The organism is Streptomyces sp. TRM68367, assembly GCF_014495685.1.
GTDB lineage: Bacteria > Actinomycetota > Actinomycetes > Streptomycetales > Streptomycetaceae > Streptomyces.
On the sequence record NZ_JACTVI010000005.1, the window covers coordinates 100,068 to 120,835 of the forward strand.

General features: G+C 73.5%; 16 protein-coding genes and 1 pseudogene. 13 read left to right on the forward strand and 4 right to left on the reverse strand.

Annotation, left to right across the window (positions count from 1 at the left end; translation table 11 throughout):
- Nucleotides 1–74 precede the first annotated feature (74 nt).
- Nucleotides 75–2,177, reverse strand: coding sequence for a 4-alpha-glucanotransferase (malQ, locus tag H8R17_RS05700; RefSeq protein WP_187822024.1), 2,103 nt, complete (start codon nt 2,175–2,177; stop codon nt 75–77).
- A 20-nt stretch (nt 2,178–2,197) separates the two neighbouring features.
- Nucleotides 2,198–2,524 (reverse strand): hypothetical protein, encoded by a 327-nt coding sequence (locus H8R17_RS05705; protein ID WP_316959319.1) that lies wholly within the window; start codon nt 2,522–2,524, stop codon nt 2,198–2,200.
- A gap of 231 nt (nt 2,525–2,755) precedes the next feature.
- Here H8R17_RS05705 and H8R17_RS05710 point away from each other — a divergent pair, with 231 nt between their 5' ends.
- Nucleotides 2,756–3,289: a PadR family transcriptional regulator gene (locus tag H8R17_RS05710; RefSeq protein ID WP_187822025.1), complete on the forward strand. Its 534-nt coding sequence runs from the start codon at nt 2,756–2,758 to the stop codon at nt 3,287–3,289.
- On the forward strand, nt 3,286–3,855 hold the full coding sequence (locus tag H8R17_RS05715; protein ID WP_262505043.1) for an ATP-binding cassette domain-containing protein: 570 nt from the start codon (nt 3,286–3,288) through the stop codon (nt 3,853–3,855). Before H8R17_RS05710 ends, H8R17_RS05715 begins: the two co-directional genes overlap by 4 nt.
- Here H8R17_RS05715 and H8R17_RS05720 read toward each other — a convergent pair.
- On the reverse strand, nt 3,783–4,898 hold the full coding sequence (locus tag H8R17_RS05720; RefSeq protein WP_316959320.1) for a mechanosensitive ion channel family protein: 1,116 nt from the start codon (nt 4,896–4,898) through the stop codon (nt 3,783–3,785). The two genes, H8R17_RS05715 and H8R17_RS05720, sit on opposite strands and share 73 nt — an antisense overlap.
- A 328-nt stretch (nt 4,899–5,226) precedes the next feature.
- Here H8R17_RS05720 and H8R17_RS05725 point away from each other — a divergent pair, with 328 nt between their 5' ends.
- The 8 genes from H8R17_RS05725 (at nt 5,227) to H8R17_RS05760 (ending at nt 16,897) form a co-directional block, all read left to right on the forward strand.
- Nucleotides 5,227–5,763, forward strand: coding sequence for an HNH endonuclease (locus H8R17_RS05725; RefSeq protein ID WP_187822026.1), 537 nt, complete (start codon nt 5,227–5,229; stop codon nt 5,761–5,763).
- Nucleotides 5,764–6,127: 364 nt separating this feature from the next.
- A complete protein-coding gene (locus H8R17_RS05730; protein WP_187822027.1) occupies nt 6,128–7,525 on the forward strand; it encodes a hypothetical protein in 1,398 nt (465 codons plus the stop codon).
- A 47-nt stretch (nt 7,526–7,572) separates the two neighbouring features.
- Nucleotides 7,573–8,619, forward strand: coding sequence for a glutamate ABC transporter substrate-binding protein (locus tag H8R17_RS05735; protein ID WP_187822028.1), 1,047 nt, complete (start codon nt 7,573–7,575; stop codon nt 8,617–8,619).
- 89 nt (nt 8,620–8,708) lie between these two features.
- Nucleotides 8,709–10,043, forward strand: a complete 1,335-nt coding sequence (locus H8R17_RS05740; RefSeq protein ID WP_187822029.1) for a hypothetical protein — start codon at nt 8,709–8,711, stop codon at nt 10,041–10,043.
- 25 nt (nt 10,044–10,068) lie between these two features.
- Nucleotides 10,069–12,738, forward strand: coding sequence for a serine/threonine-protein kinase (locus tag H8R17_RS05745; protein WP_187822030.1), 2,670 nt, complete (start codon nt 10,069–10,071; stop codon nt 12,736–12,738).
- Nucleotides 12,739–12,741: 3 nt separating this feature from the next.
- Nucleotides 12,742–14,106 carry a PP2C family serine/threonine-protein phosphatase gene (locus H8R17_RS05750; RefSeq protein ID WP_187822031.1) on the forward strand — a complete coding sequence of 455 codons (1,365 nt, stop codon included), beginning with the start codon at nt 12,742–12,744 and terminating at the stop codon, nt 14,104–14,106.
- Between the two features lie 115 nt (nt 14,107–14,221).
- Nucleotides 14,222–15,568 (forward strand): VWA domain-containing protein, encoded by a 1,347-nt coding sequence (locus H8R17_RS05755; protein ID WP_187822032.1) that lies wholly within the window; start codon nt 14,222–14,224, stop codon nt 15,566–15,568.
- A gap of 21 nt (nt 15,569–15,589) precedes the next feature.
- Complete coding sequence (locus H8R17_RS05760; RefSeq protein WP_187822033.1) at nt 15,590–16,897, forward strand: FHA domain-containing protein; 1,308 nt, start codon at nt 15,590–15,592, stop codon at nt 16,895–16,897.
- A gap of 20 nt (nt 16,898–16,917) precedes the next feature.
- Here H8R17_RS05760 and H8R17_RS05765 read toward each other — a convergent pair whose 3' ends face one another.
- Entirely contained in the window at nt 16,918–17,949 is a 1,032-nt protein-coding gene (locus tag H8R17_RS05765; protein ID WP_187822034.1) for a methyltransferase domain-containing protein, read from the reverse strand.
- Between the two features lie 195 nt (nt 17,950–18,144).
- On the opposite strand from H8R17_RS05765, the gene H8R17_RS05770 reads away from it, so the two are divergent.
- The 3 genes and pseudogenes from H8R17_RS05770 to H8R17_RS05780 all read left to right on the forward strand — a co-directional run.
- Nucleotides 18,145–18,573, forward strand: coding sequence for a globin (locus H8R17_RS05770; RefSeq protein ID WP_187822035.1), 429 nt, complete (start codon nt 18,145–18,147; stop codon nt 18,571–18,573).
- An 87-nt stretch (nt 18,574–18,660) separates the two neighbouring features.
- Nucleotides 18,661–20,304 carry a hypothetical protein gene (locus H8R17_RS05775; protein WP_187822036.1) on the forward strand — a complete coding sequence of 548 codons (1,644 nt, stop codon included), beginning with the start codon at nt 18,661–18,663 and terminating at the stop codon, nt 20,302–20,304.
- A gap of 173 nt (nt 20,305–20,477) precedes the next feature.
- A pseudogene (locus tag H8R17_RS05780) lies at nt 20,478–20,756 on the forward strand (ABC transporter ATP-binding protein); the annotation flags it as partial.
- Nucleotides 20,757–20,768 lie beyond the last annotated feature (12 nt).

Consider the following 20,768-nt stretch of genomic DNA (forward strand, 5'->3'; position numbering starts at 1 on the left):
CCAAAAGTATCGAACGCCGGGAGGGAGCGCGCGGCCGGGGTGCCCTAGAAGCCGGGGCCCGCCTCAGGAGTACGTCAGTCCGACCGGCGCTCCCGCACCGCGTCGATCAGCGCGTGCAGCCGCGGCGAGGCCGCCAGCTGCTCCAGCGTCACCGGCCTCCCCGCCCCGTCCGCGATCGGCAGCCGCCAGTTCGGGTACTGGTCCCACGTCCCCGGCAGGTTCTGCGGGCGGCGGTCGCCGACGCCGTCCGGGAGCCAGATGCCGATCATGCGGGCAGGAGTGTGCAGCAGGAAGCGGTGGACCGCCTGGATCTCGGCCTCCTCGGAGGAGGGATCCGTGCCGCCGGTGCCCTGGAGCAGCCCGAGCCGGGAAAGGAGTTCGAGCCACTCCCCCGTGTCGGCGGCAGCCTCCTGGCGCTCCTCCTCCAGCGGGCGGGTGAGCAGGCCGAGACCGGCGCGGAGGTCGACGTGTTCGCCGGTGAGACGGGCGGCGGTGGGCGGCAGGTCGTGGGTGGTGGCGGTGGCCAGGCAGTCGGCGCGCCAGCGCTCGGGTGGCAGGGGCCGGCCGTCGCCCTCCCAGTCCCGTTCGAACCACAGCACCGACGTGCCGAGCACCCCGCGCTCGCGCAGCGTCTCGCGCACGCCGGGCCCGACGGTGCCCAGGTCCTCGCCGATCACCATCGCCCCGGCCCGCGAGGCCTCCAGGGCCAGGATCGCGAGCATGGCGTCGGCGTCGTAGCGGACGTACGTGCCCTCTGTGGGTGGGTGGCCCTGCGGCACCCACCACAGCCGGAACAGGCCCATCACGTGATCGATGCGCAGCGCGCCGGCGGAGCGGAACAGGGCCCGCAGCAGCTGACGGTACGGCGCGTAGCCGGAGGCGGCGAGCCGGTCCGGGCGCCAGGGCGGCAGGCCCCAGTCCTGGCCGCGCGCGTTGAAGGCGTCCGGCGGGGCGCCCACCGACATGCCGGCGGCGAGGTACTCCTGCTGCGCCCAGGCGTCGGCGCCCCCGGGGTGCACGCCGACCGCGAGGTCGTGCACGATCCCGACCGGCATCCCGGCCTCGCGCGCGGCCCGCTGGGCGTCGGTGAGCTGGGCGTCGGTGAGCCAGGCCAGGCGGCAGTGGAAGTCGATCCGGTCCATCAGGTCGGTGCGGGCCCGGGCGGTCTCCGGCGATCCGGGATCGCGCAGGCCGACCGGCCACCGGTGCCAGTCGGAGCCGTGCACCTCGGCGAGCGCGCACCAGGTGGCGTGGTCCTCCAGCGCCTGCCCCTGCTCGGCGAGGAAGTCGGCGTACGCGGCGCGTCTGCCCGGACCGAGCGGCACGTCCCGCAGCAGCTCCAGCGCCTCCCGCTTGACCTCCCACACCGCGTCCCGGTCGATCAGCGCGTCCTTCTCCAGCACCGCCCCGCGCAGCCGGCCCGCCCGCTCCAGCAGGGCCCGCACCCGCTCACGGTCCTCGACGTACGCGAACTCGGGGATGTCCTGCACGCGCAGGTGGACGGGGTCGGGGAAGCGGCGGGAGGAGGGCCGGTAGGGGGAGGGGTCGGTGGGGGCGCCGGGCACGGCCGCGTGCAGCGGGTTGACCTGGACGAACCCGGCGCCGAGCGCCCGCCCGGCCCAGCTCGTGAGCTCGGCGAGGTCACCGAGGTCGCCCATGCCCCAGGAGCGGCGTGAGAGCAGGGAGTAGAGCTGGACGAGGAGGCCGTACGAGCGCCCGCGCGGCGTGGGCAGCCGGGCCGGGGCGACCACGAGGTGGGCCTCGGCGGTGCGCCCGTCGGGGGCGGCGGCCGTCAACCGGTGGACGCCGGGCGGGAGTTGTCCCAGGTCGGCGCGGGTCTCGCCCTGTTCGGTCTCGACGCGCAGCCGGGTGCCCTCGGGCAGCGCGGCCAGCGCGCCGGGCGTACGACCGCCCCAGCGCACCACCGTCGGCGGCAGCAGCCGCTCCCGCAGCTCCCGCTCGCGCGCGGCGAGCGCGGCACGCACCGCCTCCGGGCCGGCCGCGACCCCCAGGGCGGCCAGCGCCAGGGTGACGGCGGTGACCGAGGCGGTGACCGTACGGTCCTGAGACGGGCTGTAGGAGGTGGCGACGCCGCACAGGCCGGCGAGCCGGGACAGGTCCTCGGGCAGGTCCTGTGGCGAACTCGGGGGCGGCTCGGCCGGCTGGGGCGCGGTCATCCAAGACTCCGGGCGGGCATCTAGGGCGCTGGGCGGTAGAGATCCTGGCGGAACAGGTCCGGGTACGACGAGTCCATGCCGCTCTCCGGGAAGAAGTCGGGGCAGGAGTCCAGGCCGGATGGGTCGGCGTAGGCGTCGGACTCGCTGGTCAGCGGGGCGGCGTCGGCGAGCGGCGGCTCGCTGGTGAGGGGGGCGGCGTCGGGCAGGGGCGGTTCACTGGTCAGGGGTGCTTCGGCGCAGGCTCCCTCGGCGCTCAGGACGCACGCCTGCGCCAGGTCGGGTTCGGCGGACGACTCCGCCGAGGGTTTGGACAGGGTAGGGAGCAGAAGATGTGCCGGTGCAGCCACTAGGGCCTCCTTGTCGAGTACGGCTACTTGTGGGTCACCGCAGCCCTACCCAGCGGACGCGAGGGCAGACGTGCACAGGCGAACTACGTGGTACTGGTCACATTCTGCTGGCTCACCCAACCGCCAGGACCGGGTATTTACGACACAACGACCAAGCGCGTCGACACGTTCCCCGGCGCTCCCTGTCCCTGACTATTCACTCAGTACATGTACTCAGTGCGTACTGATCCCATGAGCACCCGCCGCATCCTCCTGGGCCTGCTCGCCTCGGGGCCGAGCCATGGCTACGACCTCAAACGGCGCCACGACGAACGCTTCCCGCAGGCCCGTCCGCTGGCCTACGGGCAGGTCTACACGACCCTGCAGCGCCTGGTCCGGGACGGCCTGGCGGAGGTCGAGGGCACCGACTCGGACGGCGGGCCGGAGCGGACGACGTACCGCTCGACCGCCGAGGGGGCGCGCGAACTGGCCCGGTGGGCCGGTGAGATCGCCGCGTCCGCGCCCTTCGTGACGAACGAGATCTTCGCCAAGGTCGTCGTCTCGATCCTGGCCGACGGAGACCCGGCCGCCTACCTCACGGCCCAGCGTGCCGCGCACATGGAGCGGATGCGGGAGCTCACGGCGATGAAGTCCGCGAAGGGCGCGGACCTGGCGACCGTGCTCTCGGCGGACTTCGCCCTCAACCATCTCGACGCCGACCTCCGCTGGATGACCACGACGGCGGCCCGGCTGACCACCCTGGCCGCGGAGGTCGACGCAGCATGAGCAACCCAGCGCCACTCCTGACGGCCCGTGATCTCGCCAAGGCGCACGGCAGGACACCCGCCCTGCGCGGCGCCTGCGTCGAGCTGCACGGGGGCGAGATCCTCGCCGTCACCGGCGCCAGCGACAGCGGCAGCGGCAGCGGCAGCGGGAAGTCCACGCTGCTGCACTGCCTGGCGGGGATCGTCAGACCCGACGCGGGGGCGGTGACGTATGCCGGGCAGCGGCTGGACACACTGCACGAGAAGCGGCTGAGCGAGCTGCGCCGTACCGAGTTCGGTGTGGTCTTCCAGTTCGGTCAGCTGATTCCCGAGCTGACCGCGCTCGACAACGTCGCGCTGCCGTTGCTGCTGGCCGGGGACGACCGCGCGCGGCCCGGGCGCGGGCCGGCCGCTCGGGGCGTCCGGCGGAGCTGCGGTACGCCTGAGCGGCACGGACGGGCAGGTCCCCGGGCCCCCGCGGCAACCTGCGGGGGCGGGGATGTGCGGAGTGGGAGCTACTTGGTCACGTTCGCCGGCGGCGTGAGCGGCGAGGCCGCGACCGACTGCGGGGACGTGCTGCTGGCGTAGGCCGACGGGGCCGCCACGCCCGCCGCCGGGTCGGCGGACTCCGCCTCGTCCGCCGGGACCGGGAGACCGCCGACGATGGGGATGTCGGCCGCGTCGAGGGCGCGCTTGATGCGCCAGCGCAGTTCGCGCTCCACCGACAGGGCCTTGCCGGGCATCGTCTTCGCCGAGACGTGCATGATCATCGCGTCCTGCAGCACGGAGTCCAGGCCCAGCACCTCGACCGGGCCCCACAGCGTCTCGTTCCACGGCTCGTCCTCCGTCATGGTGGCGCCGGTCTCGACGAGGATCGCCCTGATCCGGTCCAGGTCCTCCGAGGGGCGCAGACTCACCTCCACGTGGGCCGTCGACCAGCCCTGCGAGAGGTTGCCGATCCGCTTGACCTCGCCGTTGCGGACGTACCAGATGGCGCCGTTCTCGCCGCGCAGCTTGGTCACGCGCAGGCCGACCTCGATCACCTCGCCCGACGCGACGCCCGCGTCGATGCTGTCGCCGACGCCGTACTGGTCCTCCAGGATCATGAAGACGCCGGAGAGGAAGTCCGTGACGAGGTTGCGGGCGCCGAAGCCGATCGCCACGCCGGCGACACCGGCCGAGGCCAGCAGCGGGGCCAGGTTGATCTGGAACGCGGACAGGATCATCAGCGCGGCCGTGCCCATGATCGCGAAGCTCGCCACCGAACGCAGCACTGAGCCGATGGCCTGCGAGCGCTGCCGGCGGCGCTCGACGTTGACCAGCAGCCCGCCCAGCGCCGTGCCGTCGACGGCGTGCGCGGTGCGGTTCATGCGGTCTATCAGCTTGGTGATCGCCCGCCGCACGACCGCTCTCAGCACCCCGGCGATCACCAGGATCAGCATGACCCGCAGGCCGATGGCGAGCCATGTCGACCAGTTCTGCTCGACCCAGCCGGCGGCGTTCGTGGCGCTCTCCTGGGCGTCCTGGAACGTGGGCACCTGCGGGATCTCCGACTCCGAGGGTGACGGAGACGGCGACGTACCGGCGGCCAGCAGGACAGCGGACACGGCGGACACGGCGGACAGGGACACGGCAGGTACCTCCAGTGCAGCGGTCCGCCCGGTCCGGCGCGGCGGTCGGTTTCCGTGGTCACGGAAAGGTCACCGGACGGGCAGGTCCACCACACTAACGGGGGCACCGTGTGGGGATCGCCCTGTTGTTCGGGGGAGAAACAGTGCCCACCGGGGGATGAACTGGTGGGATGAACCGTTGAGGATCCGGGGGAAGAATCAGATGTGGTCGAAAACACTCCCAGCCCGTTACCGGGACATGGTGGCGCTTCCACCAGGCATGAGGGGAGACTGACTACCAGATCGTCCCGGCGCGAGCCACGCGCCGCCGACGCACAAGGAGGCATCCGTGCCGCATGTCCTGGTCCTCAACGCGTCGTACGAGCCGCTCGGCGTCGTACCGCTTCGCCGCGCGCTCGTCCTCGTCCTGGAGAACAAGGCCGTATGCCTTGAGGAGTCCGGCGCCTATCTGCACAGCGCAACCGTCACTGTCCCCGCACCCAGCGTGGTCCGGCTCAAGCGATTCGTCCGGGTTCCCTATCGGGGGCCCGTTCCTCTTACCCGGCGGGCGCTCTTCGCGCGCGACGGGGGCCGGTGCATGTACTGCGGTGGCGTCGCAACCAGCGTCGACCACGTCATTCCGCGCTCCCGCGGTGGCAAGCACGTCTGGGACAACGTGGTGGCCTCCTGCCGTCGCTGCAACCACGTCAAGGCCGACCGCCACCTCGTCGAACTCGGCTGGCGCCTGCGCCACAAACCCGCCCCGCCCTCCGGCCTGGCCTGGCGCATCATCGGCACCGGCCATAGGGACCCGCGCTGGCTGCCGTACTTGCAGCCATACGGCGCGGAAGACGCCATGGCCCGGATCGACGGCATCTCTGCCTGACGACGATCCGGGCCTTCGCATTGCCGCCCGCCCGCTCACGGCACGCACACAGGGGCCGGGGCCGGTGCGGCCCGCGCCCTCCAGAAAGCGAGCCCCCAGCCCCCGGCGCACCCCGCCCCACCCGCGCAGGCGCCGCAGGCATACAACGCAACCCGCACCAACCCACCCACCCACCGCACACCCCGGGAACCGAACCCGTGCTACCGGCGTATTCATGGGCAGGGGTGGGACGCGTGCGGGCGAACCGGCAACCACGCTGCGATCCGATCAAGAACCAGTGAAGGCCGCTGCGGATGTCAGTCCCGGCGGCGATACTTGCGGCGACGGATGACCATGGGGGAGGTCAGCAGTGACACCACCGCCGATGAGCAGCACGGCACCACCAGGCCCCACCGGCCTGCCCACAGCCACGGCCACACCGCCGGAGGCACCGGCACCGGCATCGGCCCGGCGTACTGCCTTCGCCGAAGGGTTCGACCAGCTCCGCACCGCCGCGACCACAGAACCCGGCCGGCTCCGCATCATCGGCGCCGTCCTCGCCCTCCTCGTCGTTGCCTTCGGCGCCGTCACCGCCTGGCAGACCACCGACCGCGCCTCCGCCGCCGACGACGTCCTCACCAGCAGCCAGCCCCTCAGCTCCGACGCCGCCGACATCTACCGCTCCCTCGCCGACGCCAACACCGCCGCCTCCAGCGGCTTCCTCGTCGGCGGGCAGGAAACCCCGGCGTCCCGCGAGCGCTACGAGAAGGACATCCGCACCGCCGCAGCCAAGATCATCAACGCCGCGGCCAACTCGGACCCGGACTCCCCGTCCGCCGAGACCATCGCCGAACTCAACCGGCTCCTCCCGGAGTACAAGGGCCTGATCGAGCGCGCCCGTACCTACAACCGCCAGGGCTTCCCCGTCGGCGGCGCCTACCTCCGCTACGCCAACGAGAAGATGCAGCAGGACATGCTCCCGGCGGCGGAGGACCTCTACACGAAGGAGAACCAGCGCCTCGAGGACGACTACGCGGACGCGACGGCGTACCCCTGGGCCGCCATCGCCCTCGGCGTCCTCGCGCTCGCTGCCCTCGCCTGGGCCCAGCACCGCACCTATCTGCACACCAACCGCGTCCTGAACCACGGCCTGGTCGCCGCCACGGCCAGCGCCACGGTCGTCCTCCTCTGGCTGGTCGTCGGCCACACGGTCGCCCGCTCCGGCCTGGGCGACTCCTACGACCACGGCGTCCGCTCGCTGAACGTCCTGCACGACGCCCGCATCGCCTCCCTCAAGGCCCGCGGTAACGAGAACCTCACCCTCGTGGCCCGCGGCGCGGAGACGCGGAAGGAGGGCGGCAGGACGTACGACGCCTACGACTACAGCTTCCAGCAGGAGATGAACGCCCTCGGCAAGGACCTGACCCGGGCCGGGCAACTGGCCGACGACCGCACGGGCGAGCAGCCCGTCACGGAGGCCGTAGGGAACATGACGGAGTGGAAGAAGCGCCACGCCGCCGCCCGCGACGAGGACGAGAACGGCGACTACCAGGCGGCCCTGGACAAGGTGATCGGCACCAAGGGCGCGACCGGCGAGTGCTTCGACAACGTCGACGCCAACCTCGCCACCGCGATCGGCCACGAGCAGACCGAGTTCAGGCAGGCGGCCGGCGACGGCCGGGACGCGACGACGGGCCTGCCCGTCGGCGCCGCCGTCCTCGCCGTGCTGGGCGCCGCCGGCGCGGTGCTCGGCATCGGCCGCAGGCTCTCGGAGTACCGATGAACGCGCCGAACGCGATGAACACAGCACCGGTGAAAGGCGGCGTAGTGATGCGTGCACGACGCGTGCGGGCCGGCCTGAAGGGCTGGGGCGGCGTGGGTGCGATGGCGGTCGTCTGCGCCCTGGTGGCGGTGTTCGCGCTGTTGCTGCCGCTGACCGGGCAGCCCTCGACCGTCCGTCCGGGAGGCGCGGGCGATGAGAGCGTCGCGCACGGCAGCCAGGTCAGGGCCGCGGAGGACTGCACGGACCCCGAGAAGCAGACCCTGTCCCCGTCCCCCACGGACGGCCCCACGATCGAGGCGATCAGGAAACGCGAGGGCGGGAAGCGGAAGCTGGTCGTCGGCATCGACCAGAACAGCTACCGCTGGGGCTACCGCAACCCCAACAGCGGCAAGTCCGGCGAGCTGGAGGGCTTCGACATCGACCTGGTGCACCGCATAGCCGAGGACATACTCGGCGACCGGGACGCGGTGCAGTTCAAGGCGATCCCCACCGACCAGCGCATCCCGGCGATCCAGGACGGCCGGGTCGACATGGTCGTCCGCACGATGACGATCAACTGCGAGCGCGTGGGCCAGGTCGCCTTCTCCGCGCCGTACTTCCGGACGGGCCAGCAGGTCCTGGCGCCCAAGGACTCGTCCGTCACGGGGTACGACGGCACGCTCGCCGACAAGAGGATCTGCACGGCGACGGGTTCGACTGCGTACACGAATCTGGAGCAGGACCAGAAGGACGGCAAGCTCCCGGCCTCCGCCGACATCGCCGCCACCGTCCCCAACCAGCTGGACTGCCTGGTGCGCCTCCAGCTCGGCGAGGCCGACGCCGTGGTCACCGACGGCGCGCTCGCCGCGAGCCAGGCCGCGCAGGACCCCACGGTCCAGCTCAAGGGAGCGGCGTTCACGACCGAGTACTACGGAGTGGCGATGAAGAAGGACGCCGACGATCTGGTGCGCCGGGTCAACCAGATCCTCGTGGACTACCGCAGGGACACCGCCGACGGCTGGCAGGCGTCGTACGGCAGGTGGCTGTCGGCGACCCTGGGCAGGGACGCGAGCCGGTCGGCGCCGCCCGCGCCGGAATACCTCCGCAAGAGCTGACCGACGATCACGACATGACCGGCACAGACCAGGGCAACATCAGAAACGAACCCCCCGACGGAACGCGACACGGCAGCGAGAGGTGATCGATGGGCGTCACGGGACCCACCGGGCCGGTGATGGACCGGGACGAGGTGGACCGTGCGCTGGCGCGGCTCGGCGCGGAGCACGAGGCGATCGAGACCTCGCTCCTCGCGCTGCAGGACCACGCGGGCCGCAGACTCCTCGAAGGAGCCGGCCTCACTGGCATCACCCGGGAGCGCTGGACGTCCACGGAGGCGTCGATCACGCTGCTGTGGACGTACTTCGACGCGTACACGGGCGCGCTGCGCACCGCGCGGGAGATCCGGGCCCGCCGCCGCTGGTCCAGCCGCGAGGACCTGGTGGAGCTGACGGAGCTGCTGCGCGGCGAGTCCGTCATGGTGGCGGGGTCGGTCACCGCCACCGCCAACGCGCCAACACTGCATGGCACTTCGAGCAGGCTCAGCGAGCGTTACTCGCTCGCCACCCTGGTCGACCGGATGAACGAGTTGTACGCGACGAGCCTGGACCTGGTCGTCGCCGCCGACGCGGTCTGGTCGGCGCTGCCCGCCCGCATCGACCTGCTGGCCGCCGAACTCCAGCGCACCCGCAAGCTCGCGCACTCCGTGGGCGTACGCCCCGGCGAGCATCCGGCCGGCGACGACCTGGAGCGCATCACGCGCACGCTGACGAAGCTGCGCGAGGAGGTGGTGTCCGACCCGCTGGCGTTCTGGATCCCCGCCGAGGGCAGCTCGGCACCGGGCGGCGGCCGGCCGGACACGACGGTGTACGACCGGGAGGCGCGCGCCCTGGAGGACGTACGCCGGGAGATCGACGCCGTGCTGACGGTCCGTCAGGACGCGGAGAAGCGGATCGTGAAGCTGCGGGACGTGCTCTCGCGCGCGGACCGTACGCTCGCCGAGGCGCGCACCGCGCGCGGCGAGGTCCTGGCGAAGATCGCCGCGACGGAGGTGCCGGTCGTCAGCGGGCCGCCGACCGTGCTGCAGGAGCAGCTGGCGACGGCCGCCGAGTACCGCAGGCAGGCCCAGTGGCACCGCCTCTCGCCGCTGCTGGAGTCGCTGGAGCAGAAGGCGGAGGACGAACTGCTGCGCGCCCGCGAGTCGTTGACCGCGGTCACCGCGCCGCTCGCGGTCCGCGCGGAGCTGCGCGGCCGCCTCGACGCATACAAGGCGAAGGTCGCGCGGCACGGCTTCGCGGAGGAACCCGAGCTGGTAGAGCGGTACGAGAAGGCCCGCCGCATGCTGTGGAGCGCACCCTGCGATCTGCGCGTCGCCGAGCAGGCGGTGCTGCGCTACCAGCAGGCGGCGGCCGAACTCCTCGGCAGCGGCCGGCGGGTGCCCGGCCAGGGCGGCGCCGAGGACGTCAGGGGGCCCGGCGCATGAGCGACAAGGGGGAGGCAGCGTGGTCATGAGTCAGGCACAGGGACAGACGGAGAGTCCCGCACCTCAGTCGTGTCAGCGGCCGGGCTGCGAGGGGACGTACGAGGACGTGGGCGGCGGCGAGCTGTACTGCGACACCTGCGGCCTGGCCCCGGTCGTGTCTTCGAGGGACATGGTCGGTTCGGCGCCGACCGGCATCACCGGAAGCGGCAAGGGCGGCTCGCGCGGTTCGGCGGGCAGCGGCAGTTCCCGTTCCAGCAGCCGCAGTTCGCGTACGTCGTCGCAGTCGTCGCAGTCGTCGAAGTCGCGGCGCTCGGTGTCGGGACGCCTGTCGCGCTCGCTGTCGGGCAAGTCCACGGGCCGCTTGGTGTCGGTGCGCAGCTCGGGTTCCGGGGCCGGCTCCTCCGGGCGCGGCCGACTGGGCGTGGGACTGGTGCAGGTGCCCGCGATCCCGCGGCCCGATCCGCGCGAGATGGTGCTGGACAACCCCCAGGTGCCGGAGCGGAAGCGGTTCTGCTCCCGCTCTGACTGCGGGGCGCCGGTCGGGCGGGCGCGCGGCGACCGGCCGGGGCGCACGGAGGGCTTCTGCACCAAGTGCGGGCACCCGTACTCCTTCGTCCCGAAGCTGAGGACCGGCGACGTCGTGCACGGTCAGTACGAGGTGGTGGGCTGTCTGGCGCACGGCGGCCTGGGCTGGATCTACCTCGCCGTGGACCGGGCGGTCTCCGACCGCTGGGTGGTGCTGAAGGGCCTGCTGGACACCGGCGACCAGGACGCGATGGCGGCGGCGATCTCCGAGCGGCGCTTCCTCGCGGAGATCGAGCACGCCAACATCGTGCGGATCTACAACTTCGTGGAGCATCTCGACCAGCGCACCGGCTCCCTCGACGGCTACATCGTCATGGAGTACGTCGGCGGCAAGTCCCTGAAGGAGATCGCCAACGGCCGCCGCACGCCGGAGGGCAGGCGGGACCCGCTGCCGGTGGAGCAGGCGTGCGCGTACGGCATCGAGACCCTGGAGGCGCTCGGCCACCTGCACAGCCGCAACCTGCTGTACTGCGACTTCAAGGTCGACAACGCCATCCAGACCGAGGACCAGCTGAAGCTGATCGACATGGGCGCGGTGCGCCGGATGGACGACGACGAGTCGGCCATCTACGGCACGGTCGGCTACCAGGCGCCGGAGGTCGCCGAGCTCGGCCCGTCGGTGGCGTCCGACCTGTACACGGTGGGCCGGACGCTCGCCGTGCTGACCTTCGACTTCCAGGGCTACACGAACGTCTACGCGGACTGTCTGCCCGACCCCGACAGCATCGAGGTCTTCCGGCAGTACGAGTCGTTCTACCGCCTCCTGGTCCGCGCGACCGACCCGGATCCGGTGCGCCGGTTCGCCTCGGCGCAGGAGATGGCCGAGCAGCTGACGGGCGTGCTGCGCGAGGTGGTCTCCCTACAGTCGGGCCGCGCCCGGCCCACCCTGTCCACGCTGTTCGGTCCCGAACTCAAGGTCACCGACGCAGAGTTGTTCCCCAAGCTGGACGGGGAGGTGTCACGGCTGGGTGCGCGGCCGGTCCGCACCAGGCGCCGTACCGCCGCGGCGCTTCCCTCCGCCCCGCACTCCACCGCGGCGCTTCCCTCCGCCCCGCTCTCCGCCGCCGCTCTCGTCTCCGGCTCCGCGGCCGCGGAGCAGTCCGGCGCCCCGACGGTGCCCGCGCTCGTGGCCGCGCATGCGGGCAACAGCACCCCGAGCCTGGTCAAGTCCCTCGCCGTCCCGGCGGCGGCGCTCGCCCTGCCCGTCCCGCACGTCGACCCGTCCGACCCCAACGCGGGGTTCCTGGCCGGCCTGATGACCTCCGCGCCGGCCGAGCTGATCGGCGCCCTCGCGGCGGCCCCGGCGCAGTCGGTCGAGACCCGGCTGCGGCACGTGCGGGCCCGGCTGGAGACCGGCGGCCCGGACACCGCGCTCAGTGCGCTGACGGAGCTGGAGGGCGAGCGGCCCGACGACTGGCGGGTGGTGTGGTACCGCGGCGTGGCCGCGCTGGTGACCGGCGACCACGAGGGCGCGGCGCTCGCCTTCGACGCGATCTACGACGCCTTCCCCGGCGAGGTCGCGCCCAAGCTGGCCCTCGGCCTGTGCGCGGAGGTGCTGGGCCAGCTGGACAACGCCGCCGAGTACTACCGCCTGGTGTGGGCGACCGACCCGAGCTATGTGAGCGCCGCGTTCGGCCTGGCCCGGGTGCAGCTCGCGGCCGGCGACCGGCGCGGCGCCGTAGGGACGCTGGAGTCGGTGCCGGAGTCGTCCATCCACTACACGGCCGCGCGCGTGGCGGCGGTGCGGGCGCGGCTGCGGCAGCGCACGGCCACCGCCGGCGACACGCTGTTCCTGGAGGACCTGACCGCCGCCGCGAGACAGGTCGAGGCGCTGGAAACGGTGGGTCTGGACCCGGCGCGGCGGGAGCAGTTGTCGGCCGAAGTCCTCGGCTGCGCCCTGGACTGGGTACTCTCCGGTGGCCAGGGTTCCGCCCCAGAACCACCCGCCGCCGGGGGGCGGACGCTGCTCGGCAGCGGCCTGGACGAGCGGGGCCTGCGGTTCGGCCTTGAGCGTTCGTACCGCACGCTGGCCCGGCTCGCGCGGGGCGGCGAGGAGAGGATCGACCTGGTGGAACGTGCCAATCGTTACCGCCCCCGGACGTGGGTGTAGTTGATGTCGCAGATGCCCCAGCAGGCCGCTCTGTCGAACTGCCCGAGCTGCGAGGAGCCGCTCGAATCGGGTGACCGTTTCTGCGGAGCGTGCGGTTACGACCTGTCCGCGGTGCCCGCGCGCCCCGCGGACCACCCGACGGTCGCCATGAGCGGCTCGCCCGCGCCGCCCGCCGGCATGCCCTGGCCCGTCGCCCCCGAGCCGGCCGCGACCGGCCACCCGGCCGGGCTGCACCTGCCGACGGACCTCCCGGCGGCGGACTCCGGCGGCTCCCCCGTGCCGCCCGCGCCGCCCGCCATGGCCCCGGAGGCACTCGCGCCGCCCGCTCCACCCCTGGACGCGCAGGCGTCCCCCGCCGCGCCGGGCACCCCCGCTCCCGGCGTCCGCTTCGACCGCCCCGCCGAGCCGGAGGAGTACCCGCTCCAGGCCCCGGACCCGCGGATCGCCGAGGTCGCGGCGCCGGCCGCGGGCGGCGCCGTGTGCGTGGCCTGCCGCGCCGGCCGGGTGGACAGCGACGGCTACTGCGAGAACTGCGGGCACGCCCAGCCACGCGAACGGGACCACATGGAACAGGAGTCCGGGCCGATCGCCGCGGTCAGCGACCGCGGCCTGCGCCATCACCGCAACGAGGACGCGTTCGGCATCGGTCACACCGCGCTGCCCGACGGCTCGCTCGCCTCCGTGGCGATCGTCTGCGACGGCGTCTCCTCGGCGACCCGCCCCGACGACGCCTCGCTCGCCGCGTCGAAGGCGGCCAGCGAGTCGCTGCTCGCCGCCCTGCCGCGCGGCACGCACCCGCAACAGGCCATGCACGACGCGATCGTCGCGGCTTCCCGCGCCGTCAACGCGCTCGCCGGTGAACCGGCGACCGCCCGCGAACACGCGCCGCACCAGAACGCCCCGGCCTGCACCCTGGTCGGCGCCGTCGTGACCAGCGGCCTGCTGGTCGTCGGCTGGGTCGGCGACAGCCGCGCCTACTGGGTGCCGGTGGACCGCGGCGCCCCCGCGGCCCGGCTCACCGAGGACGACTCGTGGGCCGCGCAGATGGTCGCCGCGGGCCTGATGAGCGAAGCGGAGGCGTACGCCGACGAGCGCGCGCACGCGATCACCGGCTGGCTCGGCGCGGACGCCTACGAACTGGAGCCGCACACCGCTTCCTTCAAGCCGGACCGGCCGGGTGTAGTGGTGGTGTGCACGGACGGCCTGTGGAACTACGCGGAGGCGGCCGAGGAGATGGCCCGCGTCCTGCCGCTCGACGCCGCCGTCCGTCCGCTGCACAGCGCCCGGGTGCTCGTCGGCCACGCCCTGGACGGCGGGGGCCACGACAACGTAACAGTGGCCGTCGTGCCGTTCCCCGCCGTGCCCTGACGGGCAGGATCGGCCTGGGGCCGCGTTCGGGGAGGCCCCGACGGACCGGAAGGGGACGGTCCGCACACAGCCGTTTCCTCACGCTGTGGGGATTTCGAGGGGGAGCGAAGCAGGCATGGCCAATTTCTCGAAGTCGAACGTGCCTCAGTTCTCGGTGGAGGTGTACCAGAACGAGTACCTGCCGGAGGGCGGCCGCGACGTCAACGCGATCGTCACGGTGACCGCGACCGGCGGCGGCACGATCGGAAGCGCGGTCACGGCACCCCACCTGTACTCGCCGGGGCGGGGCCCGTCCGCGGCGGTGGCGATCATGGTCGACTGCTCGGGGTCGATGGACTACCCGCCGACCAAGATGCGCAACGCCCGGGACGCCACCGCCGCCGCGATCGACACCCTGCGCGACGGTGTGCACTTCGCGGTGATCGGCGGCACGCACGTGGCGCACGAGGTCTACCCGGGCGACGGGAGCCTCGCGGTCGCCGACGCCACCACCCGCGCGCAGGCCAAGCAGGCCCTGCGCAAGCTGAGCGCGGGCGGCGGTACGGCGATCGGCACCTGGCTGAAGCTGGCCGACCGCCTGCTGTCCCCCGCGGACGTCGCGATCCGGCACGGCATCCTGCTCACCGACGGCCGCAACGAGCACGAGTCGCCCGAGGCCCTGAAGGCGGCGCTCGACGCGTGCGCCGGGCGCTTCACCTGTGACGCGCGCGGGGTGGGCACCGACTGGGAAGTGAAAGAAGTCACAGCTATCGCCTCCGCCCTGCTCGGCTCGGCCGACATCGTCGCCGATCCGGCCGGGCTCGCCGCCGACTTCACGCAGATGATGGAGACGGCGATGGGCAAGGAGGTCGCGGACGTGGCGCTCAGGCTCTGGACCCCGGTCGACACGACTGTGAAATTCGTCAAGCAAGTCGCCCCCAGCGTCGAGGAGTTGACCGACCGCCGCACCGAGGCGGGCCCGCGCGCCGGGGACTACCCCACCGGCTCCTGGGGAGACGAGTCCCGCGACTACCACGTGTGCGTGGCGGTGCCGCCCGCGAACATCGGCCAGGAGATGCTCGCCGCCCGCATCTGCCTGGTCATCCCGCAGCCCGACGGCAGCGTGCAGAACCTCGGCGCGCAGGGCCTGGTGCGGGCGGTGTGGACGGACGACATGGTCGCCTCGACCTCGATCAACCCCCAAGTCGCCCACTACACCGGGCAGGCCGAACTGGCACAGGCCATCCAACAAGGGCTCGATCTGCGCAAAGCGGGCGATATGGATGGAGCAACGGCCAAACTGGGCCGGGCCGTTCAGCTCGCCAGCGACTCCGGGAACGCCGATACTGCGAAACTGCTTGCGAAGGTGGTGGACGTGGTCGATGCCGCGACAGGTACTGTGCGACTGAAGGCGAAGGTCGAGGAGGCCGACGAGATGACGCTCGAAACGCGGTCCACCAAGACTGTTCGTGTGAAGAAGTGACGTAGAGAGGGAAGCGCCGACATGCCGACCTGCCCGAACGGACACCAGTCGGGTTCCGACGACTGGTGCGAGGTCTGCGGTCACCGCATGGCCGGTGCCGTGCCTCCGCCACCTCCCCCGCCGCCCCCGCCCGGCGGCGGTGGCGGCTACGGCTTCCCGCCGCCCGGCGGCCCCGGTGGCCAGGGCGGCCCGGGTGGTCCCGGCGGTCAGCCCGGTGGGCGGCCGCCGCACCTGTCCGCCGTGCCGGAGCCGGAGCTGTGCCCGCAGTGCCGTACGCCGCGGGAGGGCGGCGCGCCGTTCTGCGAGGAGTGCCGGTGGAACTTCCTGACCAACACGGCGACCTCATACACCCCGGCCGCCCCGCGCCCGCCGGCGCCCGGTCCGGCCGTGCGTTTCCAGCAGCCGCCGCCCGGACCGTCGTACGGCGGCGGTGAGTCGTACGACTACCAGAGCTCGCGCCCGTCGCAGATGAACCGGCCCGCCGAGCCGATCCCGCCGGGCCCGCCCGGCGGCGGTGGCGGCTACGGCTTCCCGCCGCCCGGTGATCCGAACGGCGGCGGCCCCGGAGGTCCGCCCGGACCTCCCGGTCCCCCCGGCTTCGGCGGCGAGCCGTCGCGACCGGGCCCGCCTCCGCCGCCCCCGGGGCACGGCGCGCCCGGCGGTGCCCCGCAGGCGTACCAGCAGCCCGGACCGACCGCGCCGCCCGGATACCCGCAGCAGACGAACCCGCCGCAGCCCGGCGGTCCGTCCTTCGGCGGCGGTGACGACGACTGGGTGCTCCCCCCGCCGTCGTCCACCGGACCCGGCGGGCCTGGTGGTCGCGGTGGCCCGAACGGCCCTGGTCAGGGCGGCGGTTACGGCTATCCGCAGCCCGGCTCCACCCAGGCGCCGCCCGGACCCGGCTACGGACAGCCCGTTACGCCGACTACATGGACGGCGACGATCGGCCCGGACCGCGACTACTTCATGGCGATGATGCAGCGCTCCGGCCCCGAGGCCGCGGGCCTGAACCTGCCCGCGTACTCGCCCGAGCAGCAGCGCACGCTCACCGGCAACCAGATCACGATCGGCCGCCGCCGGCACTCCACCGGCGACACCCCCGACATCGACCTCTCGGTGCCGCCGGAGGACCCGGGCGTCTCGCACCAGCACGCGGTGCTGGTCCAGCAGCCGGACGGCAGCTGGGCGATCGTCGACCAGAACTCGACGAACGGCACCACGGTCAACGGCGGCGAGGAGCCGATCCAGCCCTTCGTGCCGGTGCCGTTGCAGGACGGCGACCAGGTGCATGTGGGCGCGTGGACGACGATCAGGATCCGGCGCGGCTGACCCGAGGTCGCGGGATCTCGTCACCCCGTCAGGGGCCAGGCGTACGGCCCCTCCGGGTCGTCCAGCCACGCCCACTGGCCGCTCTCGCCGACGGTGATGCCGTAGCGGTCGCGCTGTGGCATGTCCTCGCGCTCCCACAGGGCGTACGCCTCCTGCGGGTCGAGGCTGGCGCGGGTCAGCGCCAGCAGGAAGCGGAACAGGTCGCTCTCCCGGGCCCGGTGCGGCACCCCGCCCAGCGGGGCCGACCCTGGTCCGGGGCGGTCCCCGCCGCGCAGCGGCACGAAGTAGGCGGGCGTGTACAGGAAGCGGCCCTCGGCGTGCCCGGCGTCCCGGACGGTGAGCACGACCAGGCCGGTGGCCAGCGGTGTGAGGATCCGGGCGCCGGGGCGGCACTGGGCGAGCCAGGCGCGCGGCACCGAGGTCAGGGCGCAGGTCGCGATGATCCGGTCGAAGGGGGCGCGTTCGGGCACGCCGCGCGCGCCGTCGCCGGTGACGACGACCGGACGGTACCCGGCGGCGGCCAGGTGCCGGCGGGCCGACTCGGTGATCTCCGGATCGAGGTCGACGGTGGTGACCAGGTCGTCGTCGCCGAGCCGGTGGGCGATGAGGGCCGCGTTGTAGCCGGTGCCGGCGCCGATCTCCAGGACCCGGTCGCCGTCCTCGATGTGCAGCTCGGCCAGCATGGTCGCCATCAGGGACGGCTGGCTGCTGGAGGAGACCAGCTCGCCGTCCCGCATCCGGGTGGCCAGCGGGATGTCGGCGTAGGCGCCGCGCAGCCAGCGTTCCCGCTCGGCCGGGTCGGGGCTCTCGCCCCAGCGCCGCTCGTATCCGCCCACGGCGCCGACGAAGTAGTACGGCACGAACAGGTGCCGCGGCACCGCCGCGAACACCTCCCGCCACACCGGGTCGGCTGCCCAGGCGCCGCTCAGCTCGATCTCCCGCACCAGCGCGGCCCTCGCCGACGCGGCGAGACCGGCGCGGTCGCTGCGGACCGTGCCGGACGCGTCGGCCCTGCCGCCCGCGTCACCCTTGTCGAGCGCGTGCCCACCCATACCTCCACTGTCCTGCGGGACGCGTCGCGAGGCGAGTACCGGACCCGGCCCTTCGGCAGCCGGTGGGCGGAGGTCTGTCGGAAGGGCCCCTAAACCTTGAGTCCTCCGTCGGCCCGTCTGAGACCATGGAACGCGTACGGCATTTCCCGGGGGCACCCCCGGACCCCCGGCCGAACACGCTCGGGGCGGACCGGTATGAGATTGGTGAGGCAGACCCACGTGAAGGAGATTCGGCGCGGCACGCTTCAGGAGCAGACCTTCTACGAGCAGGTCGGCGGGGAGGAGACCTTCCGCCGGCTCGTCCACCGCTTCTACCAGGGAGTCGCCGAGGACCCGATCCTGCGGCCCATGTACCCGGAGGAGGACCTCGGCCCGGCCGAGGAGCGCTTCACGCTGTTCCTGATCCAGTACTGGGGCGGCCCGACGACGTACAGCGACAACCGCGGCCACCCCCGGCTGCGCATGCGCCACGCCCCCTTCACCGTCGACCGGGCCGCCCACGACGCGTGGCTGAAGCACATGCGGGTCGCCGTCGACGAGCTCGGCCTGTCCGAGGAGCACGAGCAGACGCTGTGGAACTACCTGACGTACGCGGCGGCCTCGATGGTGAACACGCCGGGCTGACCCCCGTCCCCACCTGCCGGATTCCGGTCGCAATGCGGTGAGCCGTCGCCGCTGTCCGATCACGATCCGGTCAGAGCCCTGGCGCTGGTGGTGGTGACCGCGTGCCTGGCGGCGGCGCTGCCGCGTGCGATCGACCGGTACGGGGACGCGGGGCTGCTACGGGCCGCGGAGGTGGCGCGGCCCGAGCGAACCAGCGTCCAGCTGAGCGCGCCGCCGCCCGACCGCACCCTCCCGCAGCCGGAGCGGGAGGCGGCCCCGCGCGAGGACGTGCTGCGCACCGCGTACGACCGCCTCCTCCCCATGGCCGAACGGTCCCTGCCCGTCGACCGGCAGCAGTCCTCCTACGGCGTCGGCACCGTCGAGGAGCAGGAGGTGCCGGACCCGTGGCTGCCCAGGCCGGACGGGCTGCCCGCGCGCATGGTGCTCGCCGCGCAGGACGCGCTCGGCGACCACGCCCGCCTGCGGGAGGGCCGCCTGCCGCGCGCGAACGGCACCGTCACCGCTGCCACCGGGAGCGTCGAGGCCGCCGTCAGCGCCGACACGGCCCGTGACCTGCGCATCAAGGTGGGGTCCGTGCTCCACTTCCCCGGCATGGAACGCGAGCCGCTCGCCGTACGCGTCACCGGCATCGTCGACCCGCACGAGCCCCGCGGCGCGTACTGGTCGGCCCAGCACCTGCTGGGCACGCCCGCCCTGGTCCCCTTCCCCGGCGACCCCGACCGCCGGCAGTACTGGCTCGGCGCCCTGCTGCTGCACCCGGACGCGGCCCCGGCCATGCTCGGCACCGCCGGAAACCCCGCGCGCTACTGGCAGGTCGCCTCGGACCTCACCGGCCTGCACGCCCACGACATCTCCCGGCTGACGTCCGCCGCCGCCACACTGGAGTCCGGGCCCGGCCTGCAGCAGGCGCGCACGGTCACCGACCCGGAACTGGCGGCGAGCACCGACCTCGACGACGTGCTCCACGACTACGACCGGCTGCGCTCGGCCATCGGCCCGCTCATCGCCGTCGCCGCCTTCGGCACCGGGACCGTCGCCGCCGTCGTCCTGCTCATGGCGGGCGGCCTGGCCGCCGACCCCCGCCGCGGCGAACTCGCCCTGCTGCGCGCCCGTGGCGGCTCCCTGCGCGGCATCTCAGGACGGCTGCTCGCCGAGACGGCGGTGGTGGCCGTACCGGCGGCCGCGCTCGGTCTGACCGCCGCCTTGCTCGCCCTCCCCGGTGCCCGCCTGCGGTACGCCGTCGCCGCCGCTGTGCTCGTCGCGCTGCTCGCCTGCCTGGCCCTGCCGCTGCGCGCCGCGACCGCGCACCGCGCCGTCCGCGTGCACACCGGCCGCGAGGACATCACCGCCGTACGTCCGTCCCGGCGCCGTACGGTCGCCGAACTCACCCTGCTCGTGCTGGCCGTGGGCGCGGTGGTGGCGCTGCGCCGCCGTGGTACCGGGTCATCCGGGGATCAGCTCGTCTCCCTGGCGCCGGTGCTGGTGGCGGTGATCGCCGCGCTGGTGCTGGTCCGGCTGATCCGCTGCCGCTGCGCTGGCTGGCCCGTCCGGCGGGGCGGCTGCGGGGTGCGGTCGGCCATCTGTCGCTGGCGCGCGCGGGCCGTACGTCCGCTCCGCGGTGCTGCCGCTGCCGGCCCTGCTGACCGCGCTGACAACGGCCGCGTTCGGCGGCAGCGACCTCGCGGGCGTGGCCGACGCCAGCGACCGGGCCGCCCTGCTGCGGCACGGTGACGGTCCCGCTGGCGGGGGTGGAGCCCGACAGCTATGCGGGCCTCGCGCGGAGCACGGGGCTGGGGACGTTCGAGGCGGGCGAGCTGCGGGCGGGACGGGACGGCGAGGCACGCGCGGGACGGGACGGTGAGCGGCGCGCGGGCGGCAAGGCGGGCGCGCGGGCGGGACGTGCCACCCTCGACCAGGCCGTGGCCGGCGAGGTCCGCCGCACGGTCGCCATCCGCGACGGCCGCACCGCCACGGAGGTCCTGCGCCGCAGCGAGGTCGACGCGGCCACCGGCCATGAGACGGTGGTCGCCCGCGAGTACGCGATGCTCGACCGCGCGGGCCGCCTCCAGCTCCCCGCCGAGTACACCGCCGCCCTCGGCATGCGCGACCGCGTGGCCCTGGAACTGGAACCGGACCACATCGGCGTCTGGCCGGACGACAGCGACCGGAACGGACACAAGTGACGTACAGACGTG